18 protein-coding genes are annotated in these 19,666 nt (G+C 41.7%); 5 read left to right on the forward strand and 13 right to left on the reverse strand.

Going from position 1 to position 19,666, the window contains the following annotated elements:
- Nucleotide 1: 1 nt before the first annotated feature.
- The 10 genes from THETH_RS06755 to THETH_RS06800 are packed head-to-tail and all read right to left on the reverse strand — an operon-like array spanning nucleotide 2 to nucleotide 9,491.
- Entirely contained in the window at nucleotides 2-901 is a 900-nt protein-coding gene (locus THETH_RS06755) for a hypothetical protein (protein ID WP_013932608.1), read from the reverse strand.
- Nucleotides 895-2,673 carry a cobalamin B12-binding domain-containing protein gene (locus THETH_RS06760; RefSeq protein ID WP_013932609.1) on the reverse strand — a complete coding sequence of 593 codons (1,779 nt, stop codon included), beginning with the start codon at nucleotides 2,671-2,673 and terminating at the stop codon, nucleotides 895-897. Before THETH_RS06760 ends, THETH_RS06755 begins: the two co-directional genes overlap by 7 nt.
- On the reverse strand, nucleotides 2,670-2,903 hold the full coding sequence (locus THETH_RS06765; protein WP_013932610.1) for a hypothetical protein: 234 nt from the start codon (nucleotides 2,901-2,903) through the stop codon (nucleotides 2,670-2,672). Before THETH_RS06765 ends, THETH_RS06760 begins: the two co-directional genes overlap by 4 nt.
- 44 nt (nucleotides 2,904-2,947) lie before the next feature.
- Entirely contained in the window at nucleotides 2,948-4,321 is a 1,374-nt protein-coding gene (locus tag THETH_RS06770; protein WP_013932611.1) for a transporter permease, read from the reverse strand.
- Between the two features lie 13 nt (nucleotides 4,322-4,334).
- Complete coding sequence (locus THETH_RS06775; RefSeq protein ID WP_013932612.1) at nucleotides 4,335-5,624, reverse strand: FAD-dependent oxidoreductase; 1,290 nt, start codon at nucleotides 5,622-5,624, stop codon at nucleotides 4,335-4,337.
- 41 nt (nucleotides 5,625-5,665) lie between these two features.
- Nucleotides 5,666-6,526 carry a diaminopimelate epimerase gene (dapF, locus tag THETH_RS06780; RefSeq protein WP_013932613.1) on the reverse strand — a complete coding sequence of 287 codons (861 nt, stop codon included), beginning with the start codon at nucleotides 6,524-6,526 and terminating at the stop codon, nucleotides 5,666-5,668.
- Nucleotides 6,526-7,980 (reverse strand): aminotransferase class V-fold PLP-dependent enzyme, encoded by a 1,455-nt coding sequence (locus THETH_RS06785; RefSeq protein ID WP_013932614.1) that lies wholly within the window; start codon nucleotides 7,978-7,980, stop codon nucleotides 6,526-6,528. The genes dapF and THETH_RS06785 overlap by 1 nt, the downstream gene beginning before the upstream one ends.
- 10 nt (nucleotides 7,981-7,990) lie before the next feature.
- Nucleotides 7,991-8,425, reverse strand: coding sequence for a DUF6917 domain-containing protein (locus THETH_RS06790; protein ID WP_013932615.1), 435 nt, complete (start codon nucleotides 8,423-8,425; stop codon nucleotides 7,991-7,993).
- Nucleotides 8,418-8,807: a RidA family protein gene (locus tag THETH_RS06795; protein WP_013932616.1), complete on the reverse strand. Its 390-nt coding sequence runs from the start codon at nucleotides 8,805-8,807 to the stop codon at nucleotides 8,418-8,420. The genes THETH_RS06790 and THETH_RS06795 overlap by 8 nt, the downstream gene beginning before the upstream one ends.
- A gap of 15 nt (nucleotides 8,808-8,822) precedes the next feature.
- Entirely contained in the window at nucleotides 8,823-9,491 is a 669-nt protein-coding gene (locus THETH_RS06800; RefSeq protein WP_013932617.1) for a helix-turn-helix transcriptional regulator, read from the reverse strand.
- Between the two features lie 153 nt (nucleotides 9,492-9,644).
- On the opposite strand from THETH_RS06800, the gene THETH_RS06805 reads away from it, so the two are divergent.
- From THETH_RS06805 to THETH_RS06825, 5 genes are read left to right on the forward strand one after another with little or no spacing between them, the layout of a single operon-like run.
- Nucleotides 9,645-10,277: a lactate utilization protein gene (locus tag THETH_RS06805; protein WP_013932618.1), complete on the forward strand. Its 633-nt coding sequence runs from the start codon at nucleotides 9,645-9,647 to the stop codon at nucleotides 10,275-10,277.
- 34 nt (nucleotides 10,278-10,311) lie between these two features.
- Nucleotides 10,312-11,394, forward strand: a complete 1,083-nt coding sequence (locus tag THETH_RS06810) for a M20/M25/M40 family metallo-hydrolase (RefSeq protein WP_013932619.1) — start codon at nucleotides 10,312-10,314, stop codon at nucleotides 11,392-11,394.
- The gene (locus THETH_RS06815) at nucleotides 11,391-12,773 is read left to right on the forward strand and encodes a pyruvate carboxylase subunit B (RefSeq protein WP_013932620.1); all 1,383 of its coding nucleotides are present in this window, start codon (nucleotides 11,391-11,393) and stop codon (nucleotides 12,771-12,773) included. Before THETH_RS06810 ends, THETH_RS06815 begins: the two co-directional genes overlap by 4 nt.
- Nucleotides 12,770-13,579 carry a 2-amino-4-hydroxy-6-hydroxymethyldihydropteridine diphosphokinase gene (folK, locus tag THETH_RS11090; RefSeq protein WP_013932621.1) on the forward strand — a complete coding sequence of 270 codons (810 nt, stop codon included), beginning with the start codon at nucleotides 12,770-12,772 and terminating at the stop codon, nucleotides 13,577-13,579. Before THETH_RS06815 ends, folK begins: the two co-directional genes overlap by 4 nt.
- The gene (locus THETH_RS06825; RefSeq protein WP_013932622.1) at nucleotides 13,552-13,872 is read left to right on the forward strand and encodes a hypothetical protein; all 321 of its coding nucleotides are present in this window, start codon (nucleotides 13,552-13,554) and stop codon (nucleotides 13,870-13,872) included. Before folK ends, THETH_RS06825 begins: the two co-directional genes overlap by 28 nt.
- Nucleotides 13,873-13,903: 31 nt before the next feature.
- Here the strand turns inward: THETH_RS06825 and THETH_RS06830 are convergent, their stop codons facing one another.
- The 3 genes from THETH_RS06830 to THETH_RS06840 form a co-directional block, all read right to left on the reverse strand.
- Nucleotides 13,904-15,175 carry a Glu/Leu/Phe/Val family dehydrogenase gene (locus THETH_RS06830; protein ID WP_013932623.1) on the reverse strand — a complete coding sequence of 424 codons (1,272 nt, stop codon included), beginning with the start codon at nucleotides 15,173-15,175 and terminating at the stop codon, nucleotides 13,904-13,906.
- Between the two features lie 408 nt (nucleotides 15,176-15,583).
- The gene (locus THETH_RS06835) at nucleotides 15,584-16,834 is read right to left on the reverse strand and encodes a Glu/Leu/Phe/Val family dehydrogenase (protein ID WP_013932624.1); all 1,251 of its coding nucleotides are present in this window, start codon (nucleotides 16,832-16,834) and stop codon (nucleotides 15,584-15,586) included.
- Nucleotides 16,835-17,065: 231 nt separating this feature from the next.
- On the reverse strand, nucleotides 17,066-19,630 hold the full coding sequence (locus THETH_RS06840; RefSeq protein ID WP_013932625.1) for a glycosyltransferase family 2 protein: 2,565 nt from the start codon (nucleotides 19,628-19,630) through the stop codon (nucleotides 17,066-17,068).
- Nucleotides 19,631-19,666: the final 36 nt, after the last annotated feature.

Raw genomic sequence — 19,666 nt, forward strand, 5'->3', positions numbered from 1 at the left:
TTCAGCTTTCCACACCCCCGTTTCTCTCAACAACACGAGTTAATAACCTACAAAACTCGTTTTCATTCTGCTCCACATCAACTGTAATTATACCCAACGAAGTCCTCAACTTCGAGACCAACGGCGTTAAGTCGACCTTGGAAAGTTTGTAATCGTCAAACCTTTTTTCGGGATAACATGGATTAACCGTTATGCATAAAAGCTTTGGCTTTCTTGATAGCGATATTTTTACCGTATCCAAAACCCCGTCAAGCATCTTTGGCTCAGCGGATAAAAGAAGATGAAACGGAGATTCAACGACAATTGATTCATCCCTTGATTCTAAAAGTTTTTGCAAAGTCACCAAACCACGAATCGTTGGTTTTTCCTTGACTGCGGGCAATTGAAAGACTTTCACGAATACTTTCATTTCCAAAAAAAGCTCTTCTAAATCTGTACTTTTGGCTGCACCTGTTGCGATCACAACGTAATCGACATGTTGAAAAGGCATCATCCTATTCACCGCACCGTCTATCAAAAAAACGTCAACGTTATACTCTTGAACTTCTTTCAACGCAGTCAACAAATCTTGGCTTGAGCTTGGTCCAACCAAAACAACCGTGCCAGTTTCTTTGACCTTGTAAAGTCCAACTTCACCCATTGGAGTTTTGAAGCTTAAAGACTTTAAAAACTCCAACTTTGCCGTAGAATGTTTTGCTGCCTTTGCACTTGTAACAACCAAACAGCCTTCCTCAACGAAAATCTTTGGCTTTGGTAGGCCAGTTACAAAGTCAAAATCTTCTCCATCAAAACCTATACTCGTTACTGCCAACTTTAAATTCGAAAGGCATTTCAAAGCAACGTTTAAAGTCGTTGTTTTACCTGTATTTTTTGCCGTGCCAAGTATTCCTATCGTCAACATAGTCTTACCGTTCCTCTGCCGTTTCTTCCTGGATTTGCACCTTCTTCTCTTGTTCCAAAAAGTCCTTCGTACAACGAGGCCACAAAGTCTCCTCGTTCTGCAACTTTTTTCAAAGTATCGTATATTCCTTGCTTTATCATTTCAGCGTCCTCAAAAGCTTGTTTGGTTGGTTCTATACTTGCCTGTCCAAAGAATCTGAAAGCTTCCGCAACGGCTCTCAAAGTGTCAATTCTTGCTGAGCTTGTTATCGCTCCCCTCGCGTAAGCTTCGTCTGTGGAAGCAATTGTTATAGCGTCCAAATTCAACGATTTGGCGAGTGCAGCGTGTAAAGCCGTCGTCATGGCAGATTGAACCCTGTCTTCCGTGTGCGTCATAAAACCAATCGGTTCACCTGGCCAAATCGGCGCATCGATTATATCTCTTAAAGCAAACACCTTTCCCGCATTGTAATCAATGTAGTTGTCTTCCATGTACTTGTTTATCATGACATCCGGCGAATAACAGAACAAAGGTTTCAAAATTGGTTTTGCACCAAGTTTTACACCAAGGTACGCAACCACAAGCATTCCCGCAAAAGCCTTGTGAGCTGGAACTCCCCCGAGTTCTTCGTTTGTTGGAATGTCAAACGGCATTCCATAACGTGCTGCCAATTTGATAGCATAAACCCCATCGACGGTCAGTCTCTCCGGGTCTGTGCCTCCATTCAAAGAACCATAGACCATGTTGATCTTCGTCAAATCAGCCCCTGCTTTAGCAGCAAGAACAACTGTTTCAGGTGTGTTCAATCCTCTGTGTGCTCGAACACACCACAACGTCGATTCTTCTAAAACGGATTTTATAATCTTCAAATTCTCAAAGGTGATGATCGAACCATCCTCTTCATGTGCAAGAAGTCCAGAAAGAAATCCCTCACACCTTGCTCCCCAAGAAGGGTCAAAGTGAAGAACACCATCCGCCCCCCAAGCTTCGCTTACTTTTATGTGCATTGCATCCATGAATGGACATCCTGTACCGTACTGAACAAAAACCAACGGTTTTTCGCCAACATGTCTCAAGGACTTCGGTTCTATTTTTACCTTCATCAAGTTCTCTTTGAACCTTTCGTATTCGTCTTGTGAAATCAACCGAACATGCTTTGGTAAAACGTTGTTTTTGTAAAACTCCCTGACCAAATCGTCCGACAACTTCAAATAATCTTGCGTCAAATCTTCCCCTTCAAAAATTCTTTCTCTTATCTTAGCCCTTTCCACACCAGGGCTGGTCCTTCTCTCGGCCCAATTCAATATCTGAGATGTTATCTTCTCAAGCAATTCTTCAAAGGCTGAATCTTTTACTTTGTACGAATAACCTTGTGTTATGTCAAACTTTTTCTTTTTAACAATCTCTTCCTTCTTTTCAACCGTTCTTCCTTCGACAAATTCTATAACCTCTTCCCACTTTGTTTTTTCACCAAATCCGGCGTCATACCCAAGCTCAGCCGCCAACTGCGGTGTAACTGCCTTTCCCCCAACCACCACCTTGCACTTTTTCCTCAAACCAGCAGCATCTATCAAATCGATGAATCTTCCAAGTATTTCGGCAGCGTTGTAACCTACGGTTCTGCTGACCATTATGTAATCTGGGTTTTCCTTCAAACATATTTCAACAACTTCTTCAAGCTTCATATCCGGAGGAAGAAGCACCACATCATGCCCACGCTCTGAAAAAATCCTTCTGAGAATTTTAACTGCAACATCGTGAACAGGGTCCAAGGGTACCAAAACTATCTTCATCGCAAATCCTCTCCTTCAAACCATTGGTACTTATCGCCCGGCCTGTAAACGTAAGCCCTCAACCTAATTCTGGCTGCAAAGCCGTTGTGCTCTACAAAAACAACATCCACATCTTTGAAACCAAGAGATTTCATCAAACTCAATCCAAGTTCTCGAGCTTGATCTTCACTTTCGGCAAGTAAGGTTGTTTCCAAATCTATTCCGTCTATTACAAATCTTGAAAAGTCCATCTTCATCACCTCATGAAAAGGGGGGCGTATGCCCCCCTGATTTACTACATGAGAATCATGGCAACTATAGTTGCTCCAACAAATCCAAGAACCACAGGCACAAAGTTCTTTCTAGCGATTTCTTCTGGTCTTGTCTTTGTAACACCAGCAACCGCAATCAACGCCCATGGTACAATTGTTCCACCACCGGTATTGACCGCTGTTAGTTGCCCAAGTGCTGCAAGTACATCGGCTCTAACTTTTGCAGCAACGCTCAACCCACCAGCCAAAGTACCCATGAGTGGTAAACCGGAAAATCCCGAACCATCAAGACCTGTTATTGCACCAATGACTGCCTGCATTGGCGCCACAGCGAATCGATTCAAAGGAACTTTTTGAGCCAGCGCTTTACACAGATCAAAGAGTAGCTCTCTTCCAGATTCTCCAAATATTGCTTTTGCCGGACCTCCACCCATATAGAACAAAGCCGCGATTGCAAAAACAGGTGCAAATATCTTTACTCCAAACATGAAACCATCTCTGAGAAATTCAACACCCACCTCAAGTCCTTCCGACTTGTACTGAATCAATGTGAAAACAACAAGCAACAAAGCGGCAGAACCACCGAGCAACGCCGTTGCATCTCCACCTCTGAGTTTCAATGCGAGCATTAAGATGATATTCACAAGGAAGGTCAACGCCACAACAACAGCCTCGACTTTTGCCAAAGTGGAATGCTTCAAATTCTTATCCTTGAGTATGCTTTCGCCAAATATCTCTATGTCTTTCTTTGGATCATACCCTTTGTTGGCCTTCATTGTGAAGAAATAGGTCAACGGAATAGCAATAACCGCCCAAGTGATGATCAACGGAACCATTGCACTCATAACTTGTCCAACGCTAATTCCAGCTGCTTTTGCCGTCAAAGTTGGTGCACCTTGAATTACAAAATCTGTTGTCAAAGAGATACCATACGCAAAGATTGCGATGGAAACACCTGTTGCAACGGGGGAAAGTCCCGCGCTGACGGCAACAGGAACCAACAAACTACCAAGAAGAGCTACAGACGGTGTTGGCCATATGAAGAGCGCAAGAATAGCTGTGATTATTCCAACAAACCAAAATGCTGACTTTGGGCCTTTGATTGGTTTACCAAGGATACTTATCAAGACTGCTGCTGCTCCACTTCTTTCCATTTGTTTGGAGAGCGCAACCATCAGGGAGATTACCACAACAATGCCCATCAGCTCAACTGCTGTGACGACAATCGCGTTGAAAACCGCTTGAACAGCCCCTATAAAGGATTTTGTGACTGCCCAGGCGACGCACAATGCACCAATCAAACAGATAAGAGGCGTATCTTTGCGTAGAAACATTGTCACGACAACTGCCGCCATGAAGAACAAATAAAGCCAATGAGCTAAGGTAAGTTCCACCATCTGAAATACCCCCTTAAACTAATTTGGTGTTGAAAATTGATTGTAATCCGGCTTTTTTAACTCTCTCGCGAATAACTTGAACATCTGTAGTGTACAAACCTTTAGCCTTCATTCTTTCAAAGTAAATTGATCCTGAAAAGGTGTACTTGTACTGACGTCCTTCTTCTTTCTTCATCTCACCTATCACATAGTTCACAAAATCTCCTACAGCCAATTCCCACGGCAACTCCAACAACTTCTCACCTATAGCTTTTCTAACTGCGTTGTGACCAGCCAGGGTACCTGTGACTATGGCTTCGGTGTGACCGACCATGGCTCCTGCTTTTTCTCCAGCGCAGAACAAATTATCAACAGGACCAATAGCCTGAAGGTGCGTATTGCAATTGGCAAAACCGAAGAATCTCATAGAATTTCCTTTTCCGCCTGCAATTGGATCCTCATACCTTGCCTTTTCCATTCCCGGTATTTTTCTTAGTCTTTCAAGTGGGAAAAAAGGAACCATAAGTTTCGCAGGACCAGTATCGAGCAAAACGAGGTTTTCAATGAATTCCTTAAGTGCATACTGTTGGCAAGCTTTCATTGAAAGCAATTTCTCTTCTTCTCTGACCGATTCTGGAATAGGTATTACCACACAACCTTTTTCCTCAAGCTCCTTTACAATTTGTGGATCGATGGAATCTTTGCAAAGCTTGCACGATCCACTCATTGCGCCAACTGTACCATCAGACTTTTTACCAACCCACTCTTCCACTCCAACTTTTGTCGTTATGCTTATCCTTGGTCCAAAACTGTGACACCTTAATATGCACATAGCACAGCCGTTGCCGTACTTTGTACAATTTGCTGGGACAGCTGACGTACCAGTCGCATCGACAAAGACATCTCCTTCAACTGGACCAACGTTTTCAACGACAACACATCTTATTTTGTTGCCTTCTTTAGCTGCATCGATAACTCTTGCATTCGTCATGATTTTGACACCAAGTTCTGTCAAATAAGACCTCACGGCTGGTTCGATTTTGTAAACGTTGTAAAGACTTGCATGCTTGTGCCCAGGAAATTCGACGTTTTTGTGTGTTGTACAGTTGTCCATCACGGTGAATATATCCGCACCCATCGCAAGCATTTCCTCTGCAGCTGTGAATCTTCCGTTGTTTCTGAAGATTCCCCCAACTAATCCTGTTCCCAAAAGCATATCCGTTCTTTCTAAAAGTGTTACCTCGGCACCAGCTTTAGCAGCCGCAGCTGCAGCCGCACAACCTCCCCACCCTCCACCGACAACCACTATTTTTGGCTTACGCAAGGTATCATCCCCCTTTCAATAAGTTTTTTTCTTTATGACTTTTACCAACTCCAACCGTCTGGCAGAATATATCCTTCTGCAACGACCCTTGCATCGCCTTCCAAAAAGATCTCAGTTGTCTTTTGACCTTCGATTTTAAAGTGAACCTTGAGTGTTCCACCAAGAACTTTCACAACAACCGGTGGTTTAACTTTTCCAAGCAAAGTTGAAACAATTGCACAACTCACAGCTCCTGTTCCACACGCGTAGGTTTCATCTTCTACCCCTCTTTCGTAAGTTCGAACGGCTATGGTGTTTTCATCGATCACCTTGACAAAGTTGACATTTGCTCCTTTTGGAAAAATTTCGGTGCAATATCTGACTTTTCTGCCAAGCTCAACAATTTTTTCATGCGTCAAGTTTGAAAAATCGTCCACGTAGAAAACCGTGTGCGGAACACCGACAGTCGCAAAGTGGTATTTCTCCAATTCCTCTGAAAATTTATAACTTTGATCAAGTTGAATCTTTGAAAGATCCACGTCCGGGAATTTAACCCGGACGCGATCTTCCACAACTTCAGCTTCGTAAAGTCCTGCTTTAGTCTCAAAGATCATCTTTTCCTTTGCAACACCTTTTAAATATGCAAACCTTGCAATGCATCTTGCTCCGTTGCCACACATCTCAGCTTCAGATCCATCGCTGTTGAAATATCTCATCGAAAAATCTGCAATTTTGGAATTTTCCAAAACAAGTACTCCATCGGCTCCGAGTGAGAACCTTCGATCGCAGATTTTCTTCACAAAGGCTTTAAGATCTAGGTTATCGAGAATGCCGTCTCGATTGTCGAAAACTATAAAATCATTACCCGCGCCATTCATTTTTGTGAAAGGAATCTTGTTCATCAAAATTCCTTCAGCAACCATCAAATCAACTCCGCGTACTTTGCAACTATTTCTATCAACTTAACCAAACCTCTGACCGCAAGCCTTGTTGTTTCCTCGATTATATCCCCATTTTCATCCGTTGTACCAAGCCCGAGGGATATGAAAATGTTACCATCGTATGCGATGGTTTGTATTATTCCCATCGCATCCGTTCCGACCTGCAGTATGTTCGTTCCGGCGTACATGTCTTCGATCGTGAATATCGGGAATGGAACACCTTTTTCCCAACAGTCGTCGTAGTTGATCTCCACGGCAGCGGAGTTGTAACTTTTGGAAATTTTGAAAATGGGTCTGATCCTCTTGTCGAGCTTGTCGAACTCCTCAACGGTTATCTGGTACAACTTGTCAACGGATGCTTTGATTTTGTCAGCCCTTTCTTTCAAGACCTTCAAAGCGGCTATAGCTCCTGCCAAAGCTTCTTTACCAGGATCGAAGGTGACGTAGGCTGCTTTACCGTAAGAAGACCAAGTTCCATACCTGTCACCGTGCGTACCCATAGCTCTTCTCAAGGAAACCATCACATCTTCTCTTCCTATGATCAATCCACAGGTTGGTGCACCTGCTGCTTTGTCCATGCTGTAAGTCATAACCCATGCGCCGATTTTTCTTGGATCCGTTCCTATGAATGGAAGACCCCATGCGTTGTCAACTATGTAAGGAACGTTGTACTTTTCAGCAAGCTCACCGATTTTCTTTTGAAGCAATGGTGCGCCATCTTCGGCTTTTTCTCCATAACCATAACCGACTGTGTCATAGCCAAGGCTGCTGAAACCTGCCAACGTGTCGATGTACCTCTCAGCAGCTTGCTCGATTCTCTTGGCGGTTTCAATCGCATTCACACCGCTCAAAAGAACTGCAGGATGATATTTTATGCCGTGAACCGTGTACCTTGCCCCAGCCATTGGAACGATGACCACATCGACGTTTTCAAGCCTTTTGCCATAAAATCCAAGCTCACCGGCAGTACATCCTCTGTCGGCAAAAACATCTTTGTAGTAAGGTGGCACAGGCCTTCCATACCCACCGTGGTGGTGAATGTGTCTTTCGTACGGGATTATGTAGCGGCTTCTGTACTTGTCTCCCCTACCAGTCAAAGGTGGTGCAACCAAAACATCAAAAGAAAGCCACAAAGCCGCTTCGCATGTGCTCACTAAAAGTGCATCGTAGTCGTCCCCATAGTAATCTTTGACAATATCCCTTATCTCATCGGCAAAGACTTTATTTGGAATAACCTTTCTTGCGACTGCACTTATGGCTTCATCCACTTCTTTTGTCAATAGACCATGGCACCCTGAAATTGCTCCAGTGAGACCAAACTTTCCTCTCAGTTCTTGAGGTATACCAATTTCGTCGGCAGCCTTTTTCGCTTCCTCAAGTATCTTTGGCATTGCCAACTTCAAGTTCTTGTAAAGATGGTACCTGTACTTTTGCATTCTTCTCACCTCACTCCTTTAGGAAAATTATCAAATCATCGACGTTGATCCCCATTTCTTCCCCACTCATACGCTTTTCCACTTTGATAACTATGTTTTCATGGTTTGGCATGTGCGTTTCATCAAAACCAGCGATTCTTCCAACGGTTTTTCCATCTTGAAGGATTACTTTGTCACCCACAACAGCCACACCGGGATTTAAAATTTCAACAAACGCAAGGTAAGCTATTTTGTTGACCTCTTTTCCCGGTGCTGCTTCCTGTTCATCGGTGACTATTAACTCGTGTATTTCATACCTTTTCAAAGCTCTTGAAGGCATGGGTATCAAAGAAAGTTTTCTGTTTTCCAGCTTTCCCCTTAACACTGCCACCACTCTTGCCATGATCACAACTTTTTTGGCGTAGGGATCTTCTTTCAACAAACCACTCGAGTAAGGCTCAACCATTTTTATCACCCTTGAAGGCTATTACTTCAATTTCGACTTTTGCACCCTTTGGAAGCGCTGAAACTTGTACGAAGGATCTGGCCGGTTTATGCTGGTCGAAATACTTGGAATAAACTTCGTTGATCTGCGAAAAATCGTTTATGTCTGTCGCAAAAACCGTTGCCTTGACGACGTTGCTGAGATCACATCCAGCGGCTTTCAATATGGCTTTGATGTTTTCAAAAATTCTTTCCGTTTGCTTTTTGATATCCCCATCCACGAGTTGACCTGTGGCAGGATCGATTGGTATTTGCCCTGAAACAAAAACAAACCCGTTGACTTCCACTGCTTGTGAGTAAGGACCTATTGCTTTCGGTGCCTGATCAGTTGAAACAATTTTCATTCAAAAACCCTCCTTTTACAACATTGCGTTCTTTTTCGACCTTGCCTCACGAAGGTAAGCATAAATTGTGAACTTCGAATTTCCCATCTCTTTTGCCAACGCTTCAACCGCTCCTTTGAGCAAGAAAAAGCCTTTTTCATCGAGCTTTCGTATAACTTCTATTTTCTCCTCCTTGGTGGCAAACCTCAGTGGTTTACCCGTTTTCTTTTTAACCTCGTCTATGACTTCCAAAAGTAGTTCATCAACTTTTTTTGCAAAACTTTCATGTTCGGCGCCCGTCAGTTCTTCAAGGGTTTGAAAGGTCAAAGCTTGGTCTATCATCTGCTTACAGATGGAAAGCTTTGTGGTGTCGAAGTTGATGCACAGAAAACCTATGATTTTTCCGCTTTCATCCCTTATGAAAATCGTGGTGGATTTTAAAATCCTTCCATCCGAAGTCGTGGTCATGTAGTTGGCTATGTAGTCAACATCCTTGAATTTTGGAGACTTTAGAAGATACAAACCAAAATCCGTCAACGGTGATCCAACGGTCCTACCGGTCACATGACCGTTTTCGATGGCGATAACTGAATGCTCCGGATCAGAAACATCGTGCAAAACTATTTCGTAATCTGGACCGAGCATCGCGGCCAACCCTTTTGTTATTGGTATCAACGGTTTTAACAACGGATGAACCTTTCTCATCACCCATCCCCTCCATATTATACAAAATTTTGTATGCTTATTCAACATATTATTGTACAAGATACAAAAGTGAGTCGACCAGCTTTTGTCCATGTATTTCAGCAATTTATATTATGATAGTCTTAGGAACAAAAACATTCGGAGGTGAATTGTGTGAGAGAACAACTTTACCAGTTCAAGTATCAAAAACTTTGCGAAAAGATAAAACCGATTCTTGAAAGGAAAAAGTTTGAAGTCTACATAGCAAAGGATGCCGCTGAAGCTAAACAGATAGTTGAAAGTTTAATCCCAGAAGGAAGTGTTGTCAGCTCTGGCGGATCTGTCACTTTGGTTGAAACAGGAATATTGGACTTACTTAGAAGCGGAAAGTACAAATTTTTGGATAGGTACAACGCTCCAGACAGAAGAAAGGTTGAACTTGAAGCAATGAGTTGTGATTATTACCTTTGCAGTGCAAACGCAATAACTTTGGACGGAGAACTTGTCTTCATGGATGGATTTGGAAACAGAGTGGCAGCTGTGACCTTTGGTCCTAAGAACGTTATCTTGGTTGTCAGCGCAAACAAAATTGTGAAGGATTTACAAGAAGCACGCGAAAGAATACGGTACATTGCGCCGATGAACGCAAAAAGGCTGTCGCTTTCAACTCCCTGTGCAACCACAGGTATTTGTGAAGATTGTGCTTCCCCACAGAGAATATGCAGACATTTTCATGTTATAAACGATTCTTACAATCTTCCTGGAAGAATTAAGATCATTTTAGTGTTGCAGGAACTCGGTTTGTAATGAAAAAGTTGTAAAATGAGTTAAGGTGAAAAATATGGAAAAACGTTTGATAGAACTCTATGAAAGATTGGTTAACACAGATACCGGCTTTGATATAGATTATTCGACAAAACTTGCTAGAACAAGCTTTGTTGTTGATGAACTTAGGAAATTAGGTTTTTCAGCTCACCAAGAAGAAGCCGCTCATGTTGCCATTTTAGGCGAACCCCCATACATAACTTTGATAGGCCATCTAGACACTGTTTTTAAGGAAGGCGAATCATCCAAAAGACCTTTCAAAGTAGTTGATTCAATTGCCTATGGACCAGGCGTTGCAGACATGAAAGGTGGAATTATCGTCCTTTTGAAGGTGGCAGAAGAAGCTGTGAAAAGTGGAGTAAAGAACCTTTGCATAATTATGAACGTCGACGAAGAACTTGGATCAAAAGCCAGCAGGAAAACCTTCTATGCCTACGCCGAAAAAAGTCTGTGTTGCCTTTCCTTCGAACCTGGTGGAGAAAACGGATCATTGATTCTAACTAGAAAAGGTATTGTTCCTACAAACCTTTATGTTAAAGGTATCAAAGGGCATGCAGCAAGGTTGCACGAAGGTGCAAATGCCATCTTGGAAGCCGCAAGGAAGATAGATCAAATATACTCGCTCAACGGCAAATTCGGTTCTGTTACACTCAACCCCACTTTGATAAACGGCGGTGAAAAATCGAACATAACGCCAGATTCCTGCAAAGTTTACTTTGATATTCGCTACCTTGAAAGAAATGATTTCGAAAAATGCAAGCTGGCTCTTGAAAAAATATGCTCTGAAACAACTGTCCCTGGAACAAGCTGTCAAATCGAGTTTGAAGAAAGCCGTCCTTCGATGACCCTTCATCCAAAGATGAAGGAAGCCGTTGAAAAGGTATTAAACAAGCTTGGAATAAACGTTGAATTTGAACATTCCAGCGGTGGTGCAGACAGCGCCTTTTTCTCACAAGCTAACGTACCGACTTTGGACGGCCTTGGAATCTGCGGAGGTAAATTCCATTCAGAGCAAGAATTCGCGCTTTTGGACACCTTTGAACCGAGGGTGAAAATAGCGCTAGAGCTTATCAGGTACTTTTCGGAGGTGAAAGAATGAAATTTGTCGATACAACTTTGAGAGACGGCCATCAATCTTTGATAGCCACAAGAATGTCAACGAAGGACATGCTACCAGCTCTTGAAGCGATGGATCAAATGGGTTTTTATTCAATGGAAGTATGGGGTGGAGCAACCTTTGATGTGGCTGTGAGATTTTTAAACGAAGATCCATGGGAAAGGCTTAGAAAGATTCGAGAAAAAATTAAAAACACAAAACTTCAAATGCTTTTGCGCGGGCAAAATTTGGTTGGATACAGGCATTATGCTGATGATACCGTTAGATTGTTTGTAAGAAAAGCTGTAGAAAATGGTATTGACATAATAAGAGTTTTTGACGCTTTGAACGACGAAAGAAACCTAATTGTTGCAATCGATGAAGCAAAAAAGAATAAAGCACATGTACAAGGAGCAATTTCGTACACAGTCAGCCCTGTACACACCCTTGAATATTACGTCGAATATGCCAAAAAATTGGTTGACCTTGGTGTTGATTCATTGTGCATAAAAGATATGGCAGGACTTTTGGATCCAAAAACCGCTTACGAACTTGTCAGCGCTTTGAAGAAAAACTTCTCTCTGCCGGTTGACGTTCACTCTCATTGCACCTGCGGCTTTGCAATAGCAAGTTATCAAGCAGCTATAATGGCTGGGGCAGATATCATTGATACTGCTTTGTCACCATTCGCACTTGGAACTTCTCAACCACCATTTGAACCTTTTTACTACACTTTGAGCAAATCCGGCGAAGTTCCACCCATAAACTGGGACGTTTTAAACTTTTTGATCGACCACTTCACAAAGGTTCGTGAAAAGTATTCTGCTTTCGATGTCAAAATGGTCACGATAGATCCAAAAATTCTCTATGCCCAAGTCCCTGGGGGAATGTACTCCAACCTGATCAAACAACTTCAAGAGCAAAAAATGCTTCACAAACTCAAAGAAGTTTTGGAAGAAATTCCAAGAGTCCAAAAAGACTTAGGATATCCTCCGCTGGTGACCCCGACCAGCCAAATAGTTGGAGTACAAGCGGTTTTAAACGTTATGACCGGTGAAAGGTACTCGAAGGTCACAAGAGAAGTGAAAGACTACGTCAAGGGATTGTACGGTAGGCCACCAGCTCCAATCGATCCAGAGCTTGTCAAAAAAATACTTGGCGATGAAAAACCGATAGACGTAAGACCTGGGGAAATCATCGAACCTGAAGTTGAAAAGGCAAGAAAAGAACTTGGGCTGTTAGCCAAATCCGACGAAGATGTTTTGATCTACATCATCCTTGGAGATATTGGAAAAAGATATCTGCAAAAAAGGTATATGCAAGAGTTGAAAGTCGACTTCAAGTTAATCGAAGAAATAGGTGAGCCAGTTTATCCAGTATGATCTTTGGAATAGGCGTTGACGTGTTGAGAATCGAGCGAGTCGATGAAAAACTCGCAGACAAAATCCTTGGACCGCACGAAAAGCAAGAGTTTGAAAAAACAAAGGATAAGAAAACCTATCTTGCCTCACGTTTTGCGGCAAAGGAAGCCTTTTTCAAAGCACTTGGAACAGGGTTGAGAAACTGTTTTTTTAAGGACGTTGAATTTATCCACAACAAACTTGGCAAACCTGTGTTGATATTGCACAAAGACTTTGAAGGCTTTAACCTTGCTCATGTTTCCATTTCGCACGATTTTGTCGTCGTCGCACAAGTTGTCCTTGAAAAAACAACAGGTGGAATTTACATAGGAATCGGTTCAAACCTTGAAAATAGGTTGAAAAACATTCAAAATGCCTGTTTGCTCATGGAAAAACGTCAAATTCAAATTGTGAGAAAATCTTCGATCTACGAAACAAAACCGTACGGTAAAACAGATCAGCCAGATTTTCTCAACTGCGTTGTCGAAGTTGAAACAACTCTAACACCAACAAGGTTGCTTGAAAATCTGCTTGAAATAGAAAAAATTCTTGGAAGGGTTAGAACCGAAAAGTGGGGACCAAGGACTATAGATTTGGATATACTGCTTTATGGAAACATAGTGTTTGAAACGCAAAACCTTACGATTCCACACTACGATCTTTTGAACCGCCAGTTTTTCCTAGTACCTTTAGTCGAACTAAAGGTTTTCCATCATCCTGTTGAAGGAGATTTTTCCTTGAAGCTGAAAGAAGGTGAAGAATGCAAGCTTTTGACGAGCAACTGGTGAAAAGACTTCTTGAAATCGAAGAACAACTGGATCAACTTTTGGAAGAAGAAAGATTCGAAGAAATGTCAACTCTTTTGGACGAAAGAAAGCTCATTTTGGAAAAATTTACAGACATACCGGTTGAGCTTGCTAAGAAGATCTTTCAAGCCGACCAAAATAGAATGGAAAAGATAAAACACCTCATGGAACAAATATCCCAGCAGGCAAAACAATCAAAGCAAGGTCAAACCGGCTTAAACGCTTACAAATCGCTGCTTGAACAAACCACAAATAAGTTGGACAAACTCACTTGAAAAAGGCGCACCGTTTGGTGCGCCTTAAAATTTATGGATAAATTCCTTTGAGTTTCAAGGCGGTGGCAACCCTACCTATCGCTACTATGTAAGAAGCCGTTCTTAGATCGGTGCCATATTTTTGCTTTGCTTTTACCACTTCAGCAAAAGCCGCTTTCATGTTTTTTGCAAGCTTATTTCTAACTTCTTCCAACTCCCAGCGTATACACTGCACATTTTGAACCCACTCAAAGTACGAAACAGTAACTCCTCCTCCATTTGCAAGAATGTCTGGTATCACCAAAATTCCCTTTGAATTTAGTATTTTATCAGCTTCCGGCGTGACAGGGCCGTTTGCACCTTCTGCAATTATCTTTGCTTTAACATTGTCAGCATTCTCCTCGGTAATAGCATTTTCCAACGCCGCAGGAACAAGGATATCCACATTCAGCTCAAGCAGTTCTTTGTGGGAAATCTGTTGTGCTTTCGGATATCCAACCAGTGAACCTTTGTTTTGCATTTTATAATTCATCAAATCTTCAACATCAATTCCATTTGGATTGTAAAGTGCAGCTGTTGATGCACTTATCGCAACTACTTTGGCTCCATATTCTTGTTGAAGAATCTTCGCCGAGAAATATCCAACATTTCCAAAACCTTGAACTGCCACAGTTGCTTTCGATATGTCGATACCCAAATACTCACATGCTTCTGCAGTCACTACGGCAAGTCCTCTTCCTGTTGCTTCATCCCTACCAAGGGAACCACCAATTTCCACAGGTTTTCCTGTGACGACACCTGGTTCATAACGCCTCATTGTTTTGTTGTATGTGTCAACAAACCATGCCATGACCTGAGAATTCGTTCTAACATCTGGTGCAGGAATATCTCTAAACTGGCCAACTATGTCCGATATTTCGTAAAAGAACCTTCTGGATAACCTTTCAAATTCGCGCGGAGAAAGTTTTGTCGTGTCAACTTTAACTCCACCTTTTCCTCCACCGTACGGAAGGTTCATCAAGGAACATTTCCAAGTCATCCAAAAAGCAAGAGTCTCAACCTCATCAAGTGTGACATCTGGATGATACCTGACCCCACCCTTGGCCGGACCAAGAATTGTACTGTGCTGACAACGATAACCTGTAAAAACTTCAATTCTTCCATCGTCCATAACAACTGGAAAGCGAACAGTAAGACTTCTTTCAGGAACTGCTAAGATCTTGGCGATTTCTGGATCAAGTTCCATCACGTAGGCGGCGCGATAGAAAACTTTAAGAGCCTGTTGATACAAAGATCTTTCTTCTTCACGCAAAGTTGCTTCCATCAAACTTAACCTCCCTTCACAAAGATTTAGGAAACTATATATGTTTTATTTCAAACAACCATATATAACAGCTAAGTCAACATAATAGGGCGACAACAACCAAAGCAGATCTGTAGAGATGATCTGCAAATTCTAGAAGATAATTTTTTTGTTTGGAATAACATATACCACGTTTGGTAGAGATTGTGAAGTGCTTTCAGAAATTTTCAACAAATCGATACTTGTCGTTTAAAGTACTTTTTTGGTACAAAAATTTCCCAAAAATAATCAAAACCAATTCGTGAAAAGAGAATAAAAATGAGAAGAGAAAGTCTGCTAAACATGAGAAGTTTCAAATTATTCCTTAGAATGTTAATTAAAAAAAAGGCGCACCAATTGGTGCGCCTTGTATTTTGAAAGTTTATCTTTTTATGGGTATATTCCTCTTAGCTTAACTGCCTGCGCAACTCTATCGATGGCAAGTATATAGGCAGCTGTTCTAAAGTCAGTGTTGTACTTTTCTTTCACTTTGGCAACTTCAGCAAAAGCAGCTCTCATCATCTTGGAAAGTTTGTTTCTCACATCGTCAAGGTCCCAGAAGAAGAACTGCAAGTCTTGCACCCACTCAAAGTATGAAACTGTAACTCCACCGGCGTTTGCAAGAATGTCTGGGATTATCGTTACACCTTTTTCAAGCAGTATCTTATCGGCTTCCGGTGTAACAGGACCATTTGCACCCTCAACGATCAGCTTTGCCCTGATGTTTGGAGCGTTCTCTTTAGTTATAGCGTTTTCCAACGCTGCCGGAATGAGTATGTCAACGTCAAGTTCCAAAAGCTCTTCGTGTTTGATTGGCTGAGCCTTTGGATAACCTTTGATCAAACCGTTGTTTTGATCTCTGTAGGCAATCAAATCATTTACGTCAATTCCATCTGGATTGTAGTAAGCTGCTGAAATATCACTTACCGCCACTATCTTTGCTTTGTAATCCTCCTGAAGAATCTTTGCAGAGAATGACCCAACGTTTCCAAAACCTTGAACTGCAACGGTTGCTTTTGAAATGTCTTTTCCAAGGTATTTACAAGCCTCTGAGGCTATGACTGCAACACCGCGCCCTGTTGCCTCATTTCTTCCAACAGATCCACCAAGTTCAACGGGTTTTCCTGTAACCACACCAGGAGCCATGTAGCCAACGTGCATGCTGTAAGTGTCAAGGTACCATGCCATCACCTGAGCGTTCGTGTTCACATCTGGGGCTGGTATGTCTTTCTCTGGTCCAATGAAGTTTGCTATCTCGAAGAAGAACCTCCTTGATAGTCTTTCAAGCTCGCCTTTGGAAAGCTTGGTTGGATCTACCCTTACTCCTCCTTTTCCTCCACCGAACGGCAGGTTGAGCAAAGCACACTTCCACGTCATCCAGAACGCAAGCGTTTGAACTTCTTCAAGTGTTACGTTTGGATGATACCTTATACCACCCTTGGCTGGTCCTCTTGCTGTGTTGTGCTGGCAGCGGTACCCTGTGAATATCTCCACTCTTCCATCGTCCATTAGTACGGGGAATTCAACTATTATGGTACGCTGTGGTCTTTCCAAATATCTTGCTATGTTTGGATCTAGGTTCATCACGCGCGCGGCATTTCGAAAGACTTCAAGCGCTTGTTCGTACAAAGACTTAGCCATAAAAAAGCCTCCCTTCGCACGTAGGTTGAAGAATTATAAACAGGTCGAAACTCTATATCGAGTCGAATTGTTCTTTATTTCACAATTTAATTATACTACCGCGCGCGTCAAAGCCAAAGGGTGTTTTTCTGTGTATTTCACCAAAAAAATCCCAAAACCTCCAAAATAGCCCCAGGATACCTCACTTATGCTCATTTTCTTTCATGTATACTCCAGTATGCTTTGTTTTTCTCAAAGCTTTGCCAAAACGTACCTTAAGCCAGACTGACAAATGCCGTTTTCAACAACTTCATATCCCAAGTTTTTCAACTTCTTCTTCAAAGCCGGCAAGGTCCAAAACAACCTGAAGGCAGGATAGAACCAAGTAGGATCTTGCTCGTTTGAAAGGTCTGGGAAAACGTGCAGCAAAAGAACATTTTTTCCCTTCAACAGTTTTTCAAAATCGAATTCTTCGTTTATATTCAAAAGCAAAACTTGGTTGTCCGATTTTTCGTCAACGACGATTCCAAGTTCCTTCATCACAGACTCGTACTCTTGGTGGTTTTCAAATTCTTTCAAATCTTCCCAACCAAACTTCGACAAAAGTTCGTACAAATCTTGCTTTTTAACCGACACAGATAAAGTTTTATAACTCTGCTTTTCCCTTCTTTTGTACTCTTTTAGTGCGTCGTTTGATGGATACGGCAATGCGTAGATAAAGCCTTCCTTTGACATCTTCCAAGCTCTGACTGGATGTATCACCCCAAGTCCGCTGAACCTTTCGCTGATGTTTCCAACCCAAACGATTTCATCATCTTCCTTCATCCAAGAAAAAACAGAATTTGGATAAAGCCCTGTGAAAGAATAAACTCCAAAGCTTATATCCCCAAGCCTTTCGTTGTGCTCCACAGCTTTTATGTGAAGCTCGAAAGCTTTCTTTTTATCCTTTTTCTCGTAAGACTTTGCAAGCCTGTAGTAGTACATCGGAAACTTTTCGATGTCCTTTACCTTTTGCAAAAGCTCAATTCTTTTTTCATCGTCCTTCGTGTTGATCGCAGAAACATAGTAAGCAATATCCGAATCTGAAAGAAGATAAAGCTTATCTGCTTTGTTTTGACAATACTTTCCAACGTCTATCGGAAGCTCTAAATTTTCCGTGTAAAACTTATAAAGCTCGTCGTAAACCCCTTCTATGGTTGGATCAAGACGTGTTTTCAAATCGTCGGTAACTGGCTTTATAAATTTGTGAAGTTCTGGCAAAAGTTCTATGGCTTTTCGATAATTTCTTATCGCATCCAAAAACTTTGATTGTTTCAAATACAAATCCCCAAGCAAGGCATGAACACAACCAAGAACATCTTGTTCAACATGTTCTGTGAGATTTCTCAGGAAAGATTCTTTTTCACTATCCTCAAGCAAAGAATAAACAAAAATAAGCCCTCTTATCTTTTCTTTTTGAACGATATCCAAAAGATCTCCGTTGTTTATAAACTTAAGCAAAAGATCTTTCCCCGTTTGCATTCTTTCAAGAACAAGTTTTGAAAAACTGCTCAGATTGAACTGTAAAAGCAAACTCAAATCAAACTCAACCTTCTTTTCCGCTATCTTTTCCAAAAGCCCATCCACTTTGACGGCCATTTTGTTCTTCAAACAGTACTGCAAAATGGCTTTTAATCCATCAACGGCTTTTGCAATATCTTTCGCCGCCACCTCGTCCAAAACAACTTGAACAATCGCTTGATTTGCAGCAGGAGCATCTTGAGATATCAAGTTCAAAGCAATTTGGTTGAACTTTTCATAATCATCAAGCTTTAAAGCCGCAAGACAACCAAAAAGATCAGCCGTACCAAGTTCTTTGAAAGACATTATCGTCCAAGAGAATTTTTCAACGTTTTTCGACGCTTCTTCAGTTTTCTCGATAAACCTTCGTCTCCACTCAAGCAGTTTTTCCCACTCTTGCCTTTTGTAACTTAGAAAAAGCATTCCATAGTATGGATCAGGATATTCCGGTACCACACGTATGGTCAATTCGAGCAGTTCCTGAGCCATATCATATAGTCCAGCCGTTGCAAGTTCCAAACCGAAAATATATGCAAACTCCAAAGCTATTGCAGGAATTTTTGAAACTTTTCTCAAAAGTAGGTAAGTTTCATATCCAACCTGTGCTGCCAAATGTTTTGGTCCACCTGTTTTCTCGGTTTTGTAAAGCTGAACTAAATAGTAAAGCTTTTCACCCTCGCTTTTGCAACCTTTAAGTTGTTCTCTAATTAACGTCGCTGTTCGATCGTACTTTTGCTTTTTGAGTTTCCTTGTCCAAATGTATCCATAATGAATGATCGGGAAATTTGCGTTGACAACTTTTGGTTTGTAAATCGCTTGATTGTGAACGATGTTTTCATAATAAACCGTTCCATTTCTGAATATCCTTGCAGTCGAAGCAACCTCTGTTCTTTGAAAATCCCAATCAAGATAGCTTATCGTTGGAAGATACACCGTGTTGACATCCTTTGGCAGGCTTTGAAGAAACTGTCTTATGTTTTTTCTAAATTCCTCAGAAGCTTCTTCGTCTGCGTCGAATATCAAAACCCATTCACAGGTTGGATATTTCAAAGAATTATTCCTTGCCTCTGAAAAGTCGTTTTTCCAAGGATGAAAGTAAACTTTGTCGGTGTATTTTTTTGCTATCTCAACGGTTCTATCCGTTGAACCTGTATCGACGATGACAATTTCATCCACAACATCCTTTATACTGTTCAAAGCCCTTTCAAGGTTGTGCTCTTCGTTTTTGACAATCATCGCAACGCTCAAAAGTCCCATTTTATCACCTCAAAGCTATTATAAAAGAAAAAGGCG

It is taken from the genome of Pseudothermotoga thermarum DSM 5069 (assembly GCF_000217815.1).
GTDB classification, from domain to species: domain Bacteria; phylum Thermotogota; class Thermotogae; order Thermotogales; family DSM-5069; genus Pseudothermotoga; species Pseudothermotoga thermarum.

Excerpts from the sequence above, each read along its gene's own strand:
- THETH_RS06755 (WP_013932608.1), bottom strand. The coding sequence starts at position 901 with ATGTTGACGATAGGAATACTTGGCACGGCAAAAAATACAGGTAAAACA.
- THETH_RS06770 (WP_013932611.1), bottom strand. The coding sequence starts at position 4,321 with ATGGTGGAACTTACCTTAGCTCATTGGCTTTATTTGTTCTTCATGGCG.
- folK (WP_013932621.1), top strand. The coding sequence starts at position 12,770 with ATGATCTTTGGAATAGGCGTTGACGTGTTGAGAATCGAGCGAGTCGAT.
- THETH_RS06800 (WP_013932617.1), bottom strand. The coding sequence starts at position 9,491 with ATGAGAAAGGTTCATCCGTTGTTAAAACCGTTGATACCAATAACAAAA.
- THETH_RS06785 (WP_013932614.1), bottom strand. The coding sequence starts at position 7,980 with ATGCAAAAGTACAGGTACCATCTTTACAAGAACTTGAAGTTGGCAATG.
- THETH_RS06790 (WP_013932615.1), bottom strand. The coding sequence starts at position 8,425 with ATGGTTGAGCCTTACTCGAGTGGTTTGTTGAAAGAAGATCCCTACGCC.
- THETH_RS06795 (WP_013932616.1), bottom strand. The coding sequence starts at position 8,807 with ATGAAAATTGTTTCAACTGATCAGGCACCGAAAGCAATAGGTCCTTAC.
- THETH_RS06815 (WP_013932620.1), top strand. The coding sequence starts at position 11,391 with ATGAAATTTGTCGATACAACTTTGAGAGACGGCCATCAATCTTTGATA.
- THETH_RS06765 (WP_013932610.1), bottom strand. The coding sequence starts at position 2,903 with ATGGACTTTTCAAGATTTGTAATAGACGGAATAGATTTGGAAACAACC.
- THETH_RS06840 (WP_013932625.1), bottom strand. The coding sequence starts at position 19,630 with ATGGGACTTTTGAGCGTTGCGATGATTGTCAAAAACGAAGAGCACAAC.
- THETH_RS06810 (WP_013932619.1), top strand. The coding sequence starts at position 10,312 with ATGGAAAAACGTTTGATAGAACTCTATGAAAGATTGGTTAACACAGAT.
- THETH_RS06825 (WP_013932622.1), top strand. The coding sequence starts at position 13,552 with ATGCAAGCTTTTGACGAGCAACTGGTGAAAAGACTTCTTGAAATCGAA.
- THETH_RS06835 (WP_013932624.1), bottom strand. The coding sequence starts at position 16,834 with ATGGCTAAGTCTTTGTACGAACAAGCGCTTGAAGTCTTTCGAAATGCC.
- THETH_RS06760 (WP_013932609.1), bottom strand. The coding sequence starts at position 2,673 with ATGAAGATAGTTTTGGTACCCTTGGACCCTGTTCACGATGTTGCAGTT.
- dapF (WP_013932613.1), bottom strand. The coding sequence starts at position 6,526 with ATGGTTGCTGAAGGAATTTTGATGAACAAGATTCCTTTCACAAAAATG.
- THETH_RS06830 (WP_013932623.1), bottom strand. The coding sequence starts at position 15,175 with ATGGAAGCAACTTTGCGTGAAGAAGAAAGATCTTTGTATCAACAGGCT.